This window comes from Candidatus Didemnitutus sp. (assembly GCA_019634575.1).
In the GTDB taxonomy this organism is placed as follows: Bacteria; Verrucomicrobiota; Verrucomicrobiia; order Opitutales; family Opitutaceae; genus Didemnitutus.
Genome location: JAHCAY010000001.1, coordinates 2,812,005 through 2,829,651 on the forward strand (window position 1 = coordinate 2,812,005; position 17,647 = coordinate 2,829,651).

Here is a 17,647-nt window from a genome sequence, read left to right on the forward strand (position 1 = left end):
CGGTAAGTGCGGGAAGTGATCCGCGCCAACGCAACACAATCGACTGAACCATGAGCACCGACAAGCGACTCTCCGTGCTCGTCGTCGACGACTCCGTGCACATCGTGGAATTCATCTCGGAGCTGCTGCGGCGGCAGGGCCACTCGGTGGTCACCGCACGTTCGGGCCGGGAGGCGGAAGCCATTCTGGACGCGGTCGCGGTCGACGTGCTGATCACCGACATCCTCATGCCCGACGGCGACGGCATTGAACTGCTCAACCGCATGCGCCGGGCCGGGAAAAATATCTCCCGGATTGTCGCGATTTCAGGCGGCGGCCGTTACGTCGATTCCGACAATTGCCTGTCCATCGCCGCCGGCGCCGGCGCGCACGCCGTGTTGCGGAAGCCTTTCACGGACGTCGAGCTGTTCGCCGCCCTGCAGCCGGCTGCGACGGCCTGACGCCGGCGCGCACCCACGGCTCACTGCGTCGAGAACGCGAAGACGGTCGTCGTGCGATAGGTCTGCCCCGGCCGCAGGATCGTGTTCGGAAATGCCGGCTGGTTGGGCGAATCGGGGAAGTGCTGCGTCTCGAGGCAGAAGCCGCTGCGGTGCGGGTAGGCGACACCGCTTTTGCCGACGCGCGTGCCGTCGAGAAAATTGCCACTGTAGAACTGCAAGCCCGGCTCCTCGGTGTGCACCTCAAGCACGCGGCCCGTGGTGGACTCCACCACGCGGGCGGCGAACGCGAGCTGTCGCGCCGGTCCATCGAGGACGAAGTTGTGGTCGTAACCGCCGGCGAATTTCAGCTGCTCGTGCGGCGCGTTCACGCGCGCGCCGATGGCGTGCGGCGTCGTGAAGTCGAGCGGCGTGCCGCCGACCGAGGCGAGTTGGCCGGTCGGAATCAGGCCGGCGTCGACCGGCGTGTAGCGCGAGGCGTTGAGCGTGAGCTCGTGATCGAGGATGTCGCCGCGGCCTTCGCCCTTGAGGTTGAAGTAGGTGTGCTGCGCGAGATTGACCGGCGTCGCGCGGTCGGTCGCGGCGGTGTATTCGACGCGGAGGCGGTTGTCGTTCGTCAGCGTGTAGACGATGGTGACGTCGAGATTGCCCGGGTAGCCCTCCTCGCCATCGCGGCTGAGGTAGCGGAGCGTGAGCGCAGACTCCTTTGCGACGAGGGCGGCCGTGGCGGTCCAGAGCACCTTGTCGAAACCGACGTTGCCGCCGTGCAAGTGGCAAGGGACGCCGTGGGGCGTGTTGTTCGTCGCCAACGCGTAGGTTTTGCCGTCGAGCGTGAACTTGCCGTTCGCGATGCGATTGCCGACGCGACCGACGACGGCGCCGAAATAGGGCGAACCTTTGACGTAATCCTCGACGCAGCCGTAGCCGAGCACGATGTCGTCGAGTTGGCCTGCGCGATCCGGCATGAAGAGTCGCACGATGATCGCGCCGTAATCAGTGATGTCGGCGCGCGCGCCGCGGGCGTTCGTCAGCGTGTAGAGTGTGGCGGCACGCCCGTCGGCGAGTTGGCCGAACGGAACGGAAGTGATCAGGGCAGGGGAGGACTTGGCGGACATGGCGAATGGGGTGGCGATCCCGCACTACTTTCACCGCGGTGTTCCCGCGGTCAAACGCTGGCTCCGGCATGCGCCCGGTGTGGTTTGGGTGATTGACCGCGACCACGCACGGCACAACGTCCACCTCATGCCCCCCGCCGCCCGCCTGACCGATTTGCAAGCAGCCCCGCCGCCAGACCCCGCGCCCGTGCCGCTGCCGACCGGCGGCGGACCCGTCATCGGTCCGGGCGAGCCCGGCGTCCTGATCGGCGTTCTGCCCACCGCGCAGATCGGCGCCCCGCTCATCTGCGTGGGGCCGCCGGATGGGCTCGTGAAAGCAATGACCGCCCCGGATATTCCGAACCCGCCGGCCTTCCGCCAGGGCGACACCACGGTGCACGGCAACGTGCCGCTGCTCGAGACGGCGACCGGGGAAATCATCGAGTAGGCTGCGCTGCCGGCCCGCTTCCGCGGCCAGCCCGGTCCACGTCCCGTGTTGCTGGATGGACGTCCGCTCGAGAGCCGCTACGATGCCGCGACGCGCACGCTTACCTGCGAATTCAGCGCCGACAAAGGCGCCGCTCACCGCGTGCGTTGCCCCTGACATCATGCGACGCCTCCTCCTTCCCGCCCTTCTCCTCCTCTCGCTCGCTTCGCTCCCGTCCCTCGACGCCACGGCACAACCCGCCCACGTCACCGTCGAGCGCACCGCCACCGGCCGCTGGGAATTGCGGCGCGATGGCCAAGCGTTCCCGCTGCGTGGCGTCGGCGGCTTCGACCGGCTCGAACTCGCTGCCGCCAGCGGCGTCACCGCCATCCGCACCTGGGGCATCGAGGACCTCGAAAAACCCGTCGACGGCAAACCGCTCATCGACCGCGCGCACGAACTCGGCCTCGCTGTCGTCGCCGGCCTCTGGGTCGCGCACCCGTTTTATCAGGGCGACTACAGCTCGCCCGAACTCCTCGAACGCCAGCGCGCCGAGGTGCGCGCCGCCGTCCGCAAATACCGCGACCATCCCGCCCTCCTGCTCTGGGGCCTCGGCAACGAGATGGAATACTGGCGCGACCTCGCCGACCCGAAAGTCTGGCGCGAACTCGAAGTGCTCGCCCGCATCATCAAGGAGGAGGACCCGCACCATCCCGTGATGACCGTCTTTGCCGCCACGGGCCGGGTGAAACTCGACGCCGTGCGCCGCTACTACCCGAGCCTCGATATCCTCGGCATCAACCTTTACGGCCCCGCCGCGATCCTCGACTCGTTGCTCGACGACTGCGATTGGACCGGCCCCTACATCCTTTCCGAATACGGCCCGAAAGGCCCCTGGGAAGTGCCGCACACCGCGTGGGGCGCGCCGATCGAGCAGAGCAGCGCCGATAAGGTCGTCAGCTACGTCTCCTCGCACCGCGGCGCGCTCGCCGACCCGAAAGGCCGCTGCCTCGGCACGTTCGCGTTCGTCTGGGGACAAAAACAGGAAGCGACGGCCACGTGGTTCGGCATGTTCCTGCCCAGCGGAGAAAAGACGCCCGTCGTCGACGCCATGGCGAAGGAGTTCTCCGGCCGCTGGCCCGCCAACCGCAGCCCGCGCCTCACCTCGTTCAAGACCCCGCTCGCCCTCGACCGCGTGCCGCCCGGCCGCGAATTCCCTGCCGTCGTCACCGCGGAGGACGCAGAGAACGACACGCTGAGCTACGAATGGCAGGTGATCGCCGAGAGCACCGACCGCAAAGCCGGCGGCGCCGACGAAGCCGCGCCGCCCGTCATCGTCGGCTGCATCGTCGGCCCGCCCGCCGCCTCCATCGTCGTGCGCACACCCGAAAAACCCGGCGCCTACCGGTTGTTTGTCACGGTCCGCGACGGCCGAGGCGGAGGCTGTTCCGACAACATTCCGTTCTACGTCCAACCCTGAGTCCGCAGCGGGCGCGCCCGAAACCGTCCGAGACCCACGCATCCGCTTCGACGCGTGTCCGGAATTGCTCGGGTAGCAGCGCGAACTACGGTGCCGGCGTGGCCTCGCCCGGATGCGGCGCTCACAGTATCGGCAGCACATCGTAGGTCAGCGCCAAGCGCAGTGGAAACTTGCGGAGGAGGGCAACGGGCCCACACGGGCCGTATTTTGCCCAAATACTTTGCCCAATTCGCCGGCACCAAACCGCGGCTGCGACGGATACACGTGGGACGCCCGGACGGGGCTGGTCAGCTCGCCCCAGATTTCGCGCGGCTGTGTTGCTCTTGTCGCTGGCAAACCGAGAGGCTATTCCCGGCGACATGGACCCAGCGGAACTGCCTTTGATCGTTCGAAAGCCGATCTGGCCAGCGGCGGCCGTGGTCGTTGCGGCGACCGCCGGTGCCGTTTATTTGGTGAGACTCCCCAACATCTACTCGGACCCTTTGCGGTTTGGTGCGGTATTCGTGCTTTGGATGATCGTCTCAGGCGGTGTGGGACACATTTTTCAACGGAAACCCGCCCTCGAGATATCCGCCGACGGTATCGCCGCCGCCGAGTGGGGCAGCACATTCATTCGTTGGGAAGAAATTGATCGCGCGTTTGTCGTCAGCCGCAAAGAGGGCGACTACCTTTGCCTCACGTTGCTTCGCCCCGACGATTATTGCGCACGCGGTGGTTCGTTGGTTCGGTTGCTGGTGACAGCTTCTCGCACTGCGGGACTGGGGGACTTGTATCTCAGGCCCTCAGCCTTGCGCTTGGATACGAACGAAACGCTGCGGTTGCTCAACCAACTCGCGAGCTGGCATCGGTCGGAATTGAAACCTCCCGCTTCCGCGGTGCGGTATCGCACCGAATGAGGTGTTGCCATGAGGCCAACAAAAAGCGCGGCCGTTGCGGGCCGCGCTCGGGGATCGGGTCGCCTGCGAGCAGGCGCCTACGATTGGAGGTTTAGGCCTCCAATTGCGGTCTGGTCGCTTCTGGCCAGTCGACGTGGAAGAACTTCCCGCGGGGCTGGTCGACGCGCTCGTAGGTGTGCGCGCCGAAGTAGTCACGCTGCGCCTGGAGCAGGTTGGCCGGCAGGCGGGCCGAGCGGTAGCTGTCGTAGTAGGCGAGGGCGGACGAGAACGTCGGCGCCGCGACGCCGTATTCGGCGGCGAGCGAGACGACCTTGCGCCAGTTTTCCTGCGCGGCCTTCACCGTCTTGTTGAAATACGGGTCGAGGAGCAGGTTCGCGAGCTCCGGGTTGCGCGCGTAGGCTTCGGTGATCTTCTGCAGGAACGCGGCGCGGATGATGCAGCCGCCTCGCCAGATCTGGGCGATCTCGCCGAAGTTCAGCTTCCAGTTGTATTCCTTCTGCGCGGTGCGCATGAGTTGGAAGCCTTGCGCGTAGGAGCAAATCTTCGAGCAGTAGAGCGCGTCGTGGATCGCCTGGATGAGCGCTTTCTTCGAGCCGCGGTAGGTTTTCTTCGCGGGGCCTTTCAGGATCTTCGAGGCGGCGACGCGCTCCTCCTTGATGGCGGAAATGCAGCGCGCGAAGACGGACTCGGCGATCGTCGGAGCGGCGACGCCCATGTCGAGGGCGTTGACCGAGGTCCATTTGCCCGTGCCCTTCTGGCCGGCGGTGTCGAGGACGACGTCCACGAAGGCCTTCTTCTTCGTCTTCGGATCCTTTTGCTGGAGAATGTCGGCGGTGATCTCGATAAGGAAGGAGTCGAGGATGCCGCGATTCCACTCGGCAAAGATGGCGGATTGCTCGGCGGGCTTGAGACCGAGGAGGCCGGACATGAGCGCGTAGGCTTCGGTGATCATCTGCATGTCACCGTATTCGATGCCGTTGTGGACCATCTTCACGTAGTGGCCCGCGCCGTTCTCGCCGATGTAAGTCGTGCAGGGCACGCCGCCCGTGACGGGCTGGCCGGGCTTGGCGCCAGGGATGGGTTTGCCGGTCTTCGCATCGACCTTGGCGGCGACGGCTTCCCAGATGGGCTTCAGCTCCTTGAAGGCCGCGGGATCACCGCCGGGCATGAGCGACGGGCCGAAGCGCGCACCTTCTTCGCCGCCGGAGACGCCGGAGCCGATGAAGCGGAGGCCTTTTTCCTTCAGCGCTTTTTCGCGGCGGATGGTGTCGGTCCAGAGGGCGTTGCCGCCATCGATGATGATGTCGCCCGGCTCGAAGACGGCGGTGAGGCCGTCGATGACGGCGTCAGTGGCTTTGCCGGCTTGGACGAGGATGATGGCCTTGCGGGGCTTGGCGAGCGACGCGGCGAATTCCTGCAGCGTCTTCGTGGCGACGAGGCCGCCGGGCGTGTTTGGGTTGTCGGCGACGAACTTGTCCGTCTTCTCGACGGTGCGGTTGTAGACCGAGATCTGGAAGCCGTGGTCGGCGATGTTGAGCGCGAGGTTCTGACCCATGACGGCGAGGCCGATGAGTCCGATGTCTGAGTGCGTCTTGGCCATAGGAAAAGGAGACGGGCAAGCTAGCTCAGCTAGCTGGCCAGACCAAATCAAAAGCCGGTCAACCCGTTGCTTTATTACGCGCGGCAGGGCCGGAAGTTCACCGGCGAACAAAACCGGCGGCGGGCGCCAAGCCTTTCGCGCCGCCCGCTCAGGGCGCCTTGTGCTGCTTGTTGTTGTAGGCGCCGGCGGTGGGGAAGAACGGCGCGATCTTGTCCACGACCGGCGTCAGCCACTTGGGCTCGTTGCGGTTGTAGACCCACGAAAAGAACATGATGCTCAGCACCACGAAAACGATCACGCCGAGCACCACCTTGTTCATCTGCGCCACCTTGCGGAGGATAATGATCGCGATCACGAACGCCGCGATGCCGATGCCGAGTTTCAGCCACGTGGCGGGCGGAATCTTCTGCGCGGTCTCGAGAGCGGAAGCGGCGAGCGGGAGGAGCATGTTTCCACCGCTAGCGTGAACGGTCGGTGAGACGAGCGGATTTTAGGGCGCGGGCGCGTTTCACGACTTCTTGCCGGGCTTCGCGGGTGGCTTTTCCACCAGCGGCAAGGAGGTCTGAAATTCGCTCGTCTTGGGGGAAGCTGCCGTGGCGCGCGCTAGGATATTTTTGCTCACGGTATAGGCGTATTCCGCGCAAGGCGCGAAGTGGAAGGGCGCATCGTCGACGATGGCGGAGCCGCGTTTCGTTTTCGTGGTGACGAGGGGTTCCTCCATGCCTTTGTGGCGCTTGGTGAAAGCGATCATGTGCCGAAGCAGGGAGTGATCTTCGATCGGGCGATCAGACCATTTGATTTCCACCGCCCATAACGGTTTCTGGCGGTGGCGGTCGCAACCGACGATGTCCAATTCGCCCTCGGGCCAGCGGGCATAGTGCAGGTTTTCGACGAATTCCTGATGGTGAAACCACTGGCTGAACACGGCGGTTTCCGCCAGATTGCCCATCGCCGGATCGGATTCGGAGATAGGTCCGAAAAGCGCCGCGCGCATCGTGGGGTTGGTGAGGTAAATCTTGAACGCCGTGGCGCGCTGGAAGCGCCGCGCACTTTGATCGATCCGAAAAACACGCCGCACGAGGAACGCCGCCTCGAGATATTCGATGTAACGCTTCAGGGTATTCTTCGCGACGCCGGAACTCTGCGCCAGCGCCTCCAGCGAGACCTCGTTGCCGGTGTTGTAAGCCAGGGTAGTGAAGAGCCTATTGAGTTCCTGGATATCCTGAATGCCGTAGAGGCCGGGCAAATCACGCAACAACACCTTGTCGATGATATCGCTCTTGATGAATCTTGCGCTGTCAGTCCGCACGGTCTGGGAGAAAACCGCCTCGGGATAACCACCGAAGTTCAGATAATCGACGAAGTGCTGGTTGAGTTTTTCGATGTCTTTCGCATGGAAAAACTCATCCACGCCCTGTTCCTCCATCACGTCCTCCTCGCCGATGAATCGCAGGTATTCGGAGAAGGTTAGCGGAGGAAGGAGGAACTCGGTGAAACGACCAGCCCCTGACTCCCGGCTTTTCAGGCGCAGCGCGGCGGCGGCCGAACCGGTGGCGATGAAGCGATAACGGGGAAACGAATCCACCAACGACTTTAGGTGAATCTCCCAATCACGGAGATACTGGATCTCGTCGAAAACCACCAGCAGCGGTGTGTCGCGCGAATGGGCGAACTCTTCGGTGAAATAACCCAAGAGTTTCTCCAAACTCAGCCCGGTGTAGACCGGTGTCTCCAACGAGAGATAAAGCAAGCGCTGCGCCGGAATTCCCCCCTCCAACTGAGCTTGGATCAGTTGTTGGGCCATCACGGTCTTACCCACGCGTCGCGGCCCAAGCAACACCACCGCCCGGTTGACACTGCGATCCAGTGCGAGCTTCTCGAAAGCCTCGAAATAAGAACGCCGCGGCAGAGTCTCAACCTGCAACCCGCTTTTTTCCCCAGAACTCCACCACGGATTATCGAATTTCAGACGGGCCTTGATCTCGGAAGATGAAATCTCAATCACGCGACAAATCAGAACCAAAAAAAAACGTTCGTCAAATTAAGATTAGTTCACTGATCTTAAATTAAATAACCACAAGTTGCTGTTTAACTTAATTTTGTGAAATTTTTCATGGACAGGATTCCACCGGACGGCACAAAAAATCCCCCCGCCATCAATGTCCTCATCAAAACACCCCTGCCATATACTCTACGCGCTCAGCGAAACCATTCCGGGCGCGGCGGCGTGAAAACCTGCAACTCGTCCGTGTCCTCCAGAATCTCGATGCTGTGCTCGACCCCGGCAGGAATCGCATAGCTGTCGCCCGGCCCGAGTTCGCGTACGTCGTCCCGCGTCCGCACCCGGGTGCGACCGAACAGGATGTAACCGATCTGCTCGTTCGGGTGCGAGTGGAACGGCACTTGGTTGCCGACGCGGTAATGCATCAGGGCCATCATGCTTTGCGGTCCGGTCGCGAGCAGGTCGAACGCGACGTCGAACGATTTTCTTTTCTGCGCCTCCGCGGCTAGGGTGACGTGGATCATGGGCAAGGGATTCAAGCGCCGTAGTTCACGGTCAGCGTGGCCGAGCCGAGCGCATGTTGGTGCACGAAAAAACCGACCATGGCCGCGCTCGCATCGTCGGGCACATCCAGGCGCGACACATCGAGCGCGTGCACGGTGAAGACATAGCGGTGCGCCGGCCCCGGCGGCGGCGCCGCGCCGCCATAGCGCGCCGTCCCGAAATCCGTCCGCATCTCACGCGCGCCACGCGGCAACGCGCCCACCTGTCCGCTCGCGCCCGCGGTCAGTTCCCGCGTGTCGGCAGGCAAATCGATCACCACCCAGTGCCACCAACCGGAGCCGGTCGGCGCGTCCGGATCGTAGAGCGTCACGACAAAGCTCTTCGCGCCTGCCGGTGCGTTCTCCCAGCGCAGATGCGGCGAACGGTTGCCACCGTGATAGCCGAAGCCGTCGAGCACCTGCGCTTCCGGGAGTCGCCCGCCCGCCGTCAGCTCGGTGCTGAGCAGGCGGAACGTCGCCGGCAGCTCGCTCCGGGCCGCGAGATCCTTGGCCGCGAAGGAAAAGCCGATCAGGCCAACCGTCAGAAGCGCGGCGAGGAAGCGCGTGAGCCAACCAGTGAGTGATCGCGTGGAGATTTTCATCGCGATCCAGCTTACCGTTTCCGTCCGCTCGCGGCGCTCCCACATCGCGCAAAAAAACGCCCATCGCGCTCAATCCCGTCCACCGGCCCCGCGCAGCTGCCGCGGGGTCTGCCCGAAATGTCGCCGGAAACGCGCCGAGAACTGCGAGACGCTGTCGTAACCGACTTCGAGCGCCACCTGCACGACCGAGAGCTCGCTCGATTGCAACAGCACGAGCGCCCGCCCCATCCGCACATCCTGCAGGACACGGCGGAAGCTCACGCCCTCGCGTTCGAGCCGCCGACGGAGCGTGGCCTCGCTCATGCCGAGCTGGCGCGCCACGGCGCCGGCCCGCCAACGGCGCGTCGCATCCGAGCCGACGAGCCGCCGCACCCGCGTCGCCATCCGGCTGAACCGACCTGCATCGAAGCGCAGCCCGTGCTCGGCCAGCGCCAGCACGAGCTCCTGCAACTGGTGCCGGGCAAGCGCGGCGGGCACGCCCGCCGCCTCGTCGCAGGCACGGAGCGCACGGGCGAATGCGGCGCGAAGATACTCCGGCGGCCGTTCGAGCCGACGCCCGCCCGCGACCGGCGTGAGGCGCGCGCCGGGCGGCTCGCACTCGGCGCACAATGCGGGATCAATCGACACGCTTTGCGCCAGGTAAGGACCGGTCGCGGGCGGCGTATTGGTCACTTCGATTTTGCAGCCGCCGGTCAGCACGATCATCTCGCCGGCGTGAGCGACGATCTCCGCGCCGTCGAGCCGCAGCCGCTTCGTGCCGGCGCAGATCAGGAGCACCGTCGGAAAATCCACGAACACGCGCCACAACGGCCGGCCGCCCTCCTGCACGACGTGCAGAGCGAGACCGAGTCCCGGTCGGACGTGGAGCGAACGCTTCATCACCGCACGCTGAGGCGCGGTCGCGAAAGAGACCACGGCAAATCGACGCCGCGCCCGCCTGCGCGCACGATTGAGCGCATGCGGCACGGTTTTGCGCGGAACGGGCGAGTCACGACGCGGCGCTTCGGCTACGCTGCCGCCGCATGATTCGCCTGCGTCGCCCCACGGACTCGCTCGGCGGCTGCCTCTGGCTGCCGCGGTTCATCGACAAGTGCCGGCTGCATTTCGCCGGCGCGCTGCCGCCGGATTATCAGCTGCCGTTCTGCCACCCGCGCGCGACCGATGGCGCATTCCTCGCGCATTTCGGCCTGACGAAGGAGGAGGCGCTCGCCGCGATCGCCAGGGCCGAAAACGACGACGACGTGGTCGCCGCGCTTGTGGCGCGCGGAGCGCTCACGACGGAGAAGATCGCCGCGTGGAACACGCTCGCGCCGAACCTCGGCCGGCCGGGTTTCCCGTGCGAAAAATCCTTCGCCTGGGCGCGCCAGCACTATTTCCCGACCTGCACCGATCCGCGCGTGGACAGCGTGTTCACGGCCATCGCGTGGGACGAAGGTTTCCTTGACGAGATCGCTCCGCCCACGCCGCCGTCTTTCGCTCAGTAGCGGCCGGCGAGGCCGAGGTAGTCGAGTTGCCAGGCTTCCTTCCAGATGCGGAAGCGGCCCTCGGGCGTGATCTTGCCGTGCTCCTCGCGCTCAGCGTGCGGGAGCAGGAAACCGAGTTCGGTGTTCACCTGCTCCATGGCGAGCTGCTGGCGATTGAGATCGTCGAGTGGCTCGACGTCCCACGCGGCCGCGGTTTCTCCGGCGCGGGCGAGGCGCTGCAAATGATGCGCGACGAGCCTCGGCAGCGAGCGGCGCCACGGGCTGCGATCGACATACCAATTCTCCGGATAGAATCCGCCGAACGGCAGGAAGAAATTATCGGTCACGTAGCGGCAGCCGCTTTGCGTCTCGGTCGAGAGGCTGTAGCAGACGGTGATGGCACCGCTGTCCTGCGGCAGGAAGGCGACCTGCAGTCGCATCGTGCGGTCGGCGCTCTGGTAGATTGAGACGCGTAACCAGATGCCGCCGCCGACTTCGGCTTTGAGCGCTTGGACGGGCGTGAAGCGATTGTTGCGGAGCCAGTCGCGCACCCGGAGCAGCCGCTCCTGCACCGGCCACTCGTCGCCGCTGGTGTTGGCCATGAAACGCGGGAACAGCGGCAGCGGGCTTAGGCTGATGGCGGAGACGCGCAGCCAGTTGAAACCGGATTCGACAAGGAACCAGACGAGAAACGCGCCCACGGCGATGACCCAGAGTGGACGGTCGATCCACTCGAACCGCGCGTTCGTCTCGCCGATGAACAGCGCGAACAGCACCCAGCGCAGCCAGCGGATGGGGATCGCGAGGAGCGGGGATGCGATGCGCAGGTTGATGTAGAACAGCAACAGCAGCAGCGCGGCCGCGGGCGCGAGGAAAAGCGTCAGCATCTCCGTCATGGCGCCTCGGGGAGGACACGGGCCCGGCGCGCCGGTGGCGCGCAGGCCGCGCGTCTCAGCTCAGCCGCACCGGCATGATCACGCACACGAAGCTCTCCAGCGTCTTGAATACGCCGGGGCTCACCTCGTCCTTCAGCTCGAAGAACACCTGGTCCTTCGTGAGGGCGCGGAGCGGATCCATGATGAATTGCGGGTTGAACGCGACCTGCAGGTCCGGGCCGCTGTAGGCGATCGCCATCGATTCGTGCGACTCGCCGAAGTCGGGCGAGGACGCGGTGATTTCGAGGAGGTTCGCGGAAAGTTTGATCTTCACCGAGTTCGATTTCTCGGAGGTGACGAGCGCGGCGCGGTGCACGCATTGGAGGAACAGCTCGCGCTCGAGCGCGATGCGCTGGTGCGTCTCCTTCGGGATGACCTGCTGGTAGTTCGGGTAGTTGCCCTCGACGACTTTCGAGAAGAGGTAGATCGCGTCGGTGAGACCGGAGTTGTCCTTGTTCGTGTCGATCTGGAAGGCGGCGCGGCGGTCGTTGAAGGCGATGGTGAGCTTGTCGCCCTTGCCGAGCAGGCGGAGGAGCTCGGACACGGTTTTCGCCGGGAGGATGATGGCGCCGGCGCTGTTGGCGGGCACGGGCATCTCCTTCGCGACGAGGGCGAGGCGGCGGCCGTCGGTGGCGACGAGGGAGAGCTTGGCGTCCTTGAAGTTGAAGTAGACGCCGTTGAGGATGTAGCGCGTCTCGTCGGTCGACTGGGCGTAGGCGACGTTGCCGAGCATGCCGGCGAGTTCGGCCTGTTCGAGGGAGAAGGTCTTGTCATCGCCGGTGTCGGGCAGCTTCGGGAACTCCTCGGCGCCGATGCCCATGATTTTGAAATTGGAGCCGCCGGACGCGATCTTGACCTGATGGTTGGCCGAGGCGTCGACCGTGACGTCGACGTTGGGCAGCTCGCGGACGATGGTGGCGAGGCGCTTGACCGGGAGGGTGACGCTGCCGCCTTCCTTCACCTCGGCCTTGATCTTGCAGCGGATGCCGAGGTCGAGATTGGTGGTCGAAAGGGAGATCTGGTCCTTTTCAGCCTCGATGAGCACGTTGCTCAGGATGGGCATGGCCGCCTTCGAACCCACGACGTTGAGGACCTGTGCCAGGCCGTTGCTGAAGTGGTCGCGATTGATCTTAAATTTCATCGGGCGAGCAGGGTGTTAGGGTTTTCCCACAGAATGGATAGATAGAGAGGGATTCAATAAGGAAGTATCCGTATTATTATGGTCCAAGAATATCGCAGCAACTCCGGCGTTTTCCGAGGGAAAAACGGGATGCACGGCCGCTGCGAACAACTGAGGGGAACGCGCGAATAAGTCCGCAGTTGTTCACACGAAAAAGTTATTCGGGGTTTTCCCCGCGCATCTTCACAACGCGCTTGCGAAGAACTCGCATGCGCGTGTGCCGCGCGGCGCGCTGGTAGTGGGCGAAGAGTCCGTAGCCGATGTAGCCGAGGAAAACGAAGAAGAAAGCCACCTCGCGGAGCTTGATCAGAAGCGCACCGATGACGACGAGCACGACGAACGTCTGGAAGCGCGTCTTCGTCTCCCAATTGATCTGCTTGAAGCTCGGGTAGCGCACGGTGCTGACCATGAGAAACGCCACGAGGATGAGCAGCAGCGGCAGCGCGATGGTGATTTCGCGCAGCTCGCGATCGTTCTTGGCAAAATTGACGAGCAACAGCACGAGCGACGCCACCGTGCCGGCCGCCGCCGGGATGGGCAGGCCGACGAAATCCTTGTTCGACTCCGTCTCGGCGCGGTGGAGCAGGGGATTCGTGATGACGTTGAAGCGCGCCAGCCGCACCGCGCCGCAAAGGAGGTAGATGAATGCGATGAACCAGCCGAGCTCGCGGAACCACTGGTATTCGCTGCGCGGCGCGAGAATGAGGAAGAACACCATCAGCGCCGGCGCCACGCCGAACGACACGACGTCCGCCAGCGAGTCGAATTCCGCACCGAACAGCGACGTGCGCCCGCCCATGCGCGCCAGCCGGCCATCGAGCGAATCGAACACGACCGCGGCAAGGATCAGCCACACCGCCTGCGTGTAGAGCTCGAGCGCGTTCTGCCCCGCATGCATCGTGGCGTATTCGCCGGCGTCCGTGATCAGACGCGCCTGGATGCAACGGATGACCGCCACGAACCCGCACAGCAGGTTTCCCGCCGTCATCAGGTTCGGCAGGAAATAAATGCGGCTCGCCTGGGTGACGTTGTAGGGATTCTCGCGATCGTTGAGATCGTGCATGGGGCGACGCGGGCGTTTACTTTTTCGCGGAAGTCAGGCTCTCGAGATACTTCCAGAACTTCGAGTCCTGCTCGAACAGCTGCTTCTCGCTCACCGGCAGCTTCAGCCGGAACAGCGCGTCCTCCAACGAGGCCTTGTGCAGGATGTAGTGCGTGTGGAGCTTGTCCCCATCCACCGTGAAGTAGAACCGGAACTCGCCCGCGCGCAGCCGGTAGAAATCGACCCCGCCGCGATTGAACCGGCCCAGCGGCTCGCGCGGATGCGCCAAGTCGGACGGCTTCACCTTGCTGATCGGCTCGATGGCCTCCAGCTGGGCGAGTTTGTCGAGCCGGTTGAGCTCGCGCATGCTTTGATCGGAGAAAGTGACTTGGAACATGGCGTGAAAGACGCGGTAACCGCGGCGCAGGCTGGCCGTCTTGCCTGAAGTCGGCCATCCACCCAACACCGCTATGGCGCCAAGGTCTCTAGCCCTCTCCCTGTTCGCAGCAACGTTAATCCCGGTCTTCGCCGCCGCGGCGGACGCCACGCCGACTCCCACCGCACCTGCGGTGCCCGCTCGCCCCGAACTGAACGAGCGCCAACGTGAACTTCTCGAAAAATTCGACAAGAACCACGACGGCCGCATCGACGACACGGAAAAACTCGCCGCCCGCGCCTACATGCGCGGCATGGCCGGCGGCGGGCCGAAGGAGCGCTACAAGAAAGGGCTGAAGCTCTTCGACAAAAACGGCGACGGCGTCCTCGACGACGCCGAGCGCGCCGAAGCCGAGAAAGCCCGCGAGGAATTCCAGGCCAACCGCGAGGCCGTCCTCGCGAAATTCGACAAGGACCACGACGGCGTCCTCAACGACGAGGAGCGTGCCGCCGCCATGAAAGCCCGCGAAGAGCGCCAGAAGCGCCGCCTGGATCGCAAGGACTAAGACGTGTCCCTGTAGGCAACGCGCTTGCGCGCGCCCGACGACACGGCGTGCCCACTCCACACCTCCGCCCTCAAGGTAGCCGCCGACCTCCGGGCGGCGGTTCAACGCCCCGCCAGTAGCCGTGCGCTCCCGCGTAGTAGCCCGCGCGCAAACCCCCGCCGCGCCGCCCAAACGCATTGCGCCTCCCGTTCGCCGCGCTACCGTCCGCCGCCAAAACCCGTTGGCTGCCACCGCGCCCTGCGCGCTCCCCGCTTCCTCCCCATGCTCCCCGTTTCCCTCGCCGACATCCGCGCCGCGCGCCGCCGCATCCGCGGAGGCGTCGTCGTCACCCCTTGCCCCGAATCGATCCCGCTCTCTGAGATCACCGGCGCGCACATCTACTGCAAACTGGACAACCTCCAGCGCACCGGCTCGTTCAAGGAACGCGGCGCCCGCAACGCCCTCCTCCAGCTCACGCGCGAACAGCGCAAACGCGGCGTCATCGCCGCCTCCGCCGGCAACCACGCCGCCGCGCTCGCCTACCACGGCAAACTCCTCGGCATCCCCGTCACCGTCGTGATGCCCGACTACGCGCCGCTGATCAAAATCAGCACCTGCAAAAGACTCGGCGCGCACGTCATCGTGCACGGCGCCGATTTCGCCGCGGCGCGCGCGAAGGCCGACGCCCTCGTCCGCGACGAGGGTCTCACCTACATCCACGGCTTCGATGCCCCCGAAATCATCGCCGGCCAAGGCACGCTCGGCCTCGAAGTCCTCGAACAGGTCCGCGACGCCGACGCCGTCGTTTGCCCGGTCGGTGGTGGCGGCCTGCTCGCCGGCGTCGCGCTCGCCATCAAATCCGTGCGCCCGAAGGTGAAGGTCATCGGCGTCGAAAGCATCGCCACCGGCAACCTCACCGCCGCGCTGAAGGCCCGCAAACCCGTCGTCGTGCCGCGCCGCGCCACGCTCGCCGACGGCCTCGCCACGCTCACCGTCGGCGCAAATTCGTTTTCCATTCTGCGTTCGCACGTCGACCGTGTCGTGCGCGTCACCGAGGAACAGATCTCCGTCGGCATTCTCCGCATGATCGAGATGGAGAAGATCGTCGTCGAAGGTGCCGCCGCCACGCCGCTCGCCGCGATGATGTCCGGACAGTTGCCCGAGCTCGCCGGCAAGAAAGTCGTGCTCGTCGCCTGCGGCGGCAACATCGATCCCGCCATCCTTAGCCGCGTCATCGAGAAGGGCCTCGTCAGCGATGGCCGCATCACGCGCTTCACCGTCACGATCAGCGACCGCCCGGGCGGCCTCGCCGCGCTTTCCAGCGTCATCGCCGAATCCGGCGCCAGCGTGAAGGACATCGAGCACGACCGCGCCTTCAGCGGCCCCGACGTCCACGCCGTCAACGCCGTGTGCACCGTCGAGACCCGCGACCAATCCCACGTCCGCGCCCTGCACCGCGCGCTCCGCGCCGCCGGCTTCCCGGTCGTCGTCACGAACTGAGCGCCGCCGCGCTGCCCTGTGGGAGCGAGCTTGCTCGCGACTCAAACGCAGTGATCGACCGGTAGCGGGTCGCAGTCACAGCTCGTGCGTGGCGCAGGCTTCCAGCCGGCATCGTCCGCAGCAGACCATAGCCCCGCGCTACTTCACGCCTCTCTTGACGCAGCTCAAGGCACGCGCGCGTCCCTCCCGCTACGCTGCCGGCGCAATGAACACCGACTCCACGTCTCCCGCCTTCACCGTTGAAACCACCGTCGGCGCCATGGTCGCCGCGCGCCCGGCGCTCTCGCGCCTCTTTGAAAAACTCGGCCTCGACTTCTGTTGCGGCGGCAAAAAGCCCCTCGCCGAACTCGCCGCCGCGCGCGGCCTCGATCCCGCCACCGTCCTTGCGATGATCGAAGCCTCGCTCGCCGTCACGCCCGGCGCCGACGAGATCAACCCCACCACGCTCTCGCTCACCGCGCTTGCCGACCACATCGAGCGCACGCACCACGAATACGTGAAAGCCGAGCTCCCTCGCCTCCTCGAGATGGCCGAGCGCGTCGCCCGCAAACACGGTTGGCGCGACGCCCGCCTCCCCGAAGTCGCCGCGACCGTCAGCGCCCTCACCGAGGAAATGTTCAGCCACATGGCCAAGGAGGAGCGCATCCTCTTTCCCTTCGTCCGCCAGATCGACACCGGTGCCGCCGACGGCTTCCACTGCGGCTCCATCGCGAACCCGATCCGTCAGATGGAAGACGAACACGAGACCGCCGGCCGCGCCGTCGCCCGCCTGCGCGAGCTGACCGACGGCTTCCGCCCCGACGCCGAAGCCTGCAACACGCACCGCGCCCTCCTCGGCGGCTTGGAGGAATTCGAGTCCGACCTGCACCGCCACGTGCACAAGGAAAACAACCTCCTCTTCCCCCGCACCCTCACCCGCGCCGCCACCCGCAACTGAGCCGCCAGCCGCAACAGAGGGCCCAGCCTAAAAATGTAACCTAATAGGTTACATTTTCGCCTCACCGCCCGCCCGCGTTTTGTCACCTAATAGGTGACAAACTCACCTGCCTCGGCACGGCGCGGATGGCGCATTGAGCGGCAACCGCCGCTAGCCGACCGGCCCGGGGGGCTCGTGTTGACTTTCAACAGGAGCACCTGTTGCTTGCCAACATGAGCGAGCCCGACCGCACCGAACTTCTCCAAGGCACCCTCGACCTTTTGGTCCTGAAGACGCTCGCCACGCTGGGCGAACTGCACGGCTTCGGCATCGCGCGCCGCATCGAGCAGGTTTCCGGCGGCTCCGTGCTGCTCAACCAGGGCACGATCTACCCAGCGCTCGTGCGCCTCGAGGAGCAGGGCTGGATTTCCTCGGAGTGGGGCACGAGCGAGAACAACCGCCGCGCCCGCTTCTACGCCATCACCGCCGCCGGCCGGAAGCAGCTGAAAGAAGAAGTCGCCAACTGGGAGCGCGTCACCGCGCTCGTCGCCGCCGTGCTCGCGGCGGAATCGTGACCCGCATCCGGCGCGCGCGAGCGCGCTGACCCACTT

Annotated in this window: 20 protein-coding genes; 9 read left to right on the top strand and 11 right to left on the bottom strand. The window is 65.1% G+C overall.

Annotated features, from left to right (window positions below; all coding sequences use genetic code 11):
• The first annotated feature begins 50 nt into the window (after positions 1-50).
• A complete protein-coding gene (locus tag KF715_11720) occupies positions 51-440 on the top strand; it encodes a response regulator (GenBank protein ID MBX3737353.1) in 390 nt (129 codons plus the stop codon).
• Positions 441-460: 20 nt separating this feature from the next.
• Here KF715_11720 and KF715_11725 read toward each other — a convergent pair whose 3' ends face one another.
• Positions 461-1,552 carry a galactose mutarotase gene (locus KF715_11725; protein MBX3737354.1) on the bottom strand — a complete coding sequence of 364 codons (1,092 nt, stop codon included), beginning with the start codon at positions 1,550-1,552 and terminating at the stop codon, positions 461-463.
• Here KF715_11725 and KF715_11730 point away from each other — a divergent pair.
• From KF715_11730 to KF715_11740, 3 genes are all read left to right on the top strand, one after another.
• Complete coding sequence (locus KF715_11730) at positions 1,551-1,979, top strand: PAAR domain-containing protein (GenBank protein ID MBX3737355.1); 429 nt, start codon at positions 1,551-1,553, stop codon at positions 1,977-1,979. The genes KF715_11725 and KF715_11730 overlap by 2 nt on opposite strands.
• 160 nt (positions 1,980-2,139) lie before the next feature.
• Positions 2,140-3,438, top strand: a complete 1,299-nt coding sequence (locus KF715_11735) for a glycosyl hydrolase family 2 (GenBank protein MBX3737356.1) — start codon at positions 2,140-2,142, stop codon at positions 3,436-3,438.
• A 314-nt stretch (positions 3,439-3,752) separates the two neighbouring features.
• Positions 3,753-4,334 (top strand): hypothetical protein, encoded by a 582-nt coding sequence (locus KF715_11740; protein MBX3737357.1) that lies wholly within the window; start codon positions 3,753-3,755, stop codon positions 4,332-4,334.
• A 91-nt stretch (positions 4,335-4,425) separates the two neighbouring features.
• Here the strand turns inward: KF715_11740 and gndA are convergent, their stop codons facing one another.
• The 6 genes from gndA to KF715_11770 all read right to left on the bottom strand — a co-directional run bounded on the left by gndA (position 4,426) and on the right by KF715_11770 (position 9,959).
• Positions 4,426-5,934, bottom strand: a complete 1,509-nt coding sequence (gene gndA / locus KF715_11745) for an NADP-dependent phosphogluconate dehydrogenase (protein MBX3737358.1) — start codon at positions 5,932-5,934, stop codon at positions 4,426-4,428.
• Positions 5,935-6,082: 148 nt separating this feature from the next.
• On the bottom strand, positions 6,083-6,382 hold the full coding sequence (locus KF715_11750) for a hypothetical protein (GenBank protein ID MBX3737359.1): 300 nt from the start codon (positions 6,380-6,382) through the stop codon (positions 6,083-6,085).
• A 60-nt stretch (positions 6,383-6,442) separates the two neighbouring features.
• The gene (locus tag KF715_11755; GenBank protein ID MBX3737360.1) at positions 6,443-7,939 is read right to left on the bottom strand and encodes an ATP-binding protein; all 1,497 of its coding nucleotides are present in this window, start codon (positions 7,937-7,939) and stop codon (positions 6,443-6,445) included.
• A gap of 194 nt (positions 7,940-8,133) precedes the next feature.
• Positions 8,134-8,460 carry a cupin domain-containing protein gene (locus KF715_11760; protein ID MBX3737361.1) on the bottom strand — a complete coding sequence of 109 codons (327 nt, stop codon included), beginning with the start codon at positions 8,458-8,460 and terminating at the stop codon, positions 8,134-8,136.
• 11 nt (positions 8,461-8,471) lie between these two features.
• Positions 8,472-9,125 carry a kinase inhibitor gene (locus KF715_11765; GenBank protein MBX3737362.1) on the bottom strand — a complete coding sequence of 218 codons (654 nt, stop codon included), beginning with the start codon at positions 9,123-9,125 and terminating at the stop codon, positions 8,472-8,474.
• 24 nt (positions 9,126-9,149) lie between these two features.
• A complete protein-coding gene (locus tag KF715_11770; protein ID MBX3737363.1) occupies positions 9,150-9,959 on the bottom strand; it encodes a helix-turn-helix transcriptional regulator in 810 nt (269 codons plus the stop codon).
• Between the two features lie 143 nt (positions 9,960-10,102).
• Here KF715_11770 and KF715_11775 point away from each other — a divergent pair, with 143 nt between their 5' ends.
• On the top strand, positions 10,103-10,564 hold the full coding sequence (locus KF715_11775; protein MBX3737364.1) for a DUF5069 domain-containing protein: 462 nt from the start codon (positions 10,103-10,105) through the stop codon (positions 10,562-10,564).
• On the opposite strand, the gene KF715_11780 is transcribed toward KF715_11775, so the two are convergent.
• The 4 genes from KF715_11780 to KF715_11795 all read right to left on the bottom strand — a co-directional run bounded on the left by KF715_11780 (position 10,558) and on the right by KF715_11795 (position 14,097).
• Positions 10,558-11,439, bottom strand: coding sequence for a hypothetical protein (locus tag KF715_11780; GenBank protein ID MBX3737365.1), 882 nt, complete (start codon positions 11,437-11,439; stop codon positions 10,558-10,560). The two genes, KF715_11775 and KF715_11780, sit on opposite strands and share 7 nt — an antisense overlap.
• Before the next feature lie 55 nt (positions 11,440-11,494).
• Positions 11,495-12,619: a DNA polymerase III subunit beta gene (locus tag KF715_11785; protein MBX3737366.1), complete on the bottom strand. Its 1,125-nt coding sequence runs from the start codon at positions 12,617-12,619 to the stop codon at positions 11,495-11,497.
• Between the two features lie 196 nt (positions 12,620-12,815).
• Positions 12,816-13,721: a CDP-diacylglycerol--serine O-phosphatidyltransferase gene (gene pssA / locus KF715_11790; GenBank protein ID MBX3737367.1), complete on the bottom strand. Its 906-nt coding sequence runs from the start codon at positions 13,719-13,721 to the stop codon at positions 12,816-12,818.
• 16 nt (positions 13,722-13,737) lie between these two features.
• Positions 13,738-14,097 carry a cytotoxic translational repressor of toxin-antitoxin stability system gene (locus tag KF715_11795; protein ID MBX3737368.1) on the bottom strand — a complete coding sequence of 120 codons (360 nt, stop codon included), beginning with the start codon at positions 14,095-14,097 and terminating at the stop codon, positions 13,738-13,740.
• 172 nt (positions 14,098-14,269) lie between these two features.
• On the opposite strand from KF715_11795, the gene KF715_11800 reads away from it, so the two are divergent.
• The 4 genes from KF715_11800 to KF715_11815 all read left to right on the top strand — a co-directional run bounded on the left by KF715_11800 (position 14,270) and on the right by KF715_11815 (position 17,611).
• Positions 14,270-14,641: a hypothetical protein gene (locus KF715_11800; GenBank protein MBX3737369.1), complete on the top strand. Its 372-nt coding sequence runs from the start codon at positions 14,270-14,272 to the stop codon at positions 14,639-14,641.
• Between the two features lie 261 nt (positions 14,642-14,902).
• Complete coding sequence (locus tag KF715_11805; GenBank protein MBX3737370.1) at positions 14,903-16,120, top strand: threonine ammonia-lyase; 1,218 nt, start codon at positions 14,903-14,905, stop codon at positions 16,118-16,120.
• 205 nt (positions 16,121-16,325) lie between these two features.
• Positions 16,326-17,057 (top strand): iron-sulfur cluster repair di-iron protein, encoded by a 732-nt coding sequence (gene ric, locus KF715_11810; protein MBX3737371.1) that lies wholly within the window; start codon positions 16,326-16,328, stop codon positions 17,055-17,057.
• Between the two features lie 212 nt (positions 17,058-17,269).
• Positions 17,270-17,611 (top strand): PadR family transcriptional regulator, encoded by a 342-nt coding sequence (locus KF715_11815; GenBank protein MBX3737372.1) that lies wholly within the window; start codon positions 17,270-17,272, stop codon positions 17,609-17,611.
• The last annotated feature ends 36 nt before the right edge of the window (positions 17,612-17,647 follow it).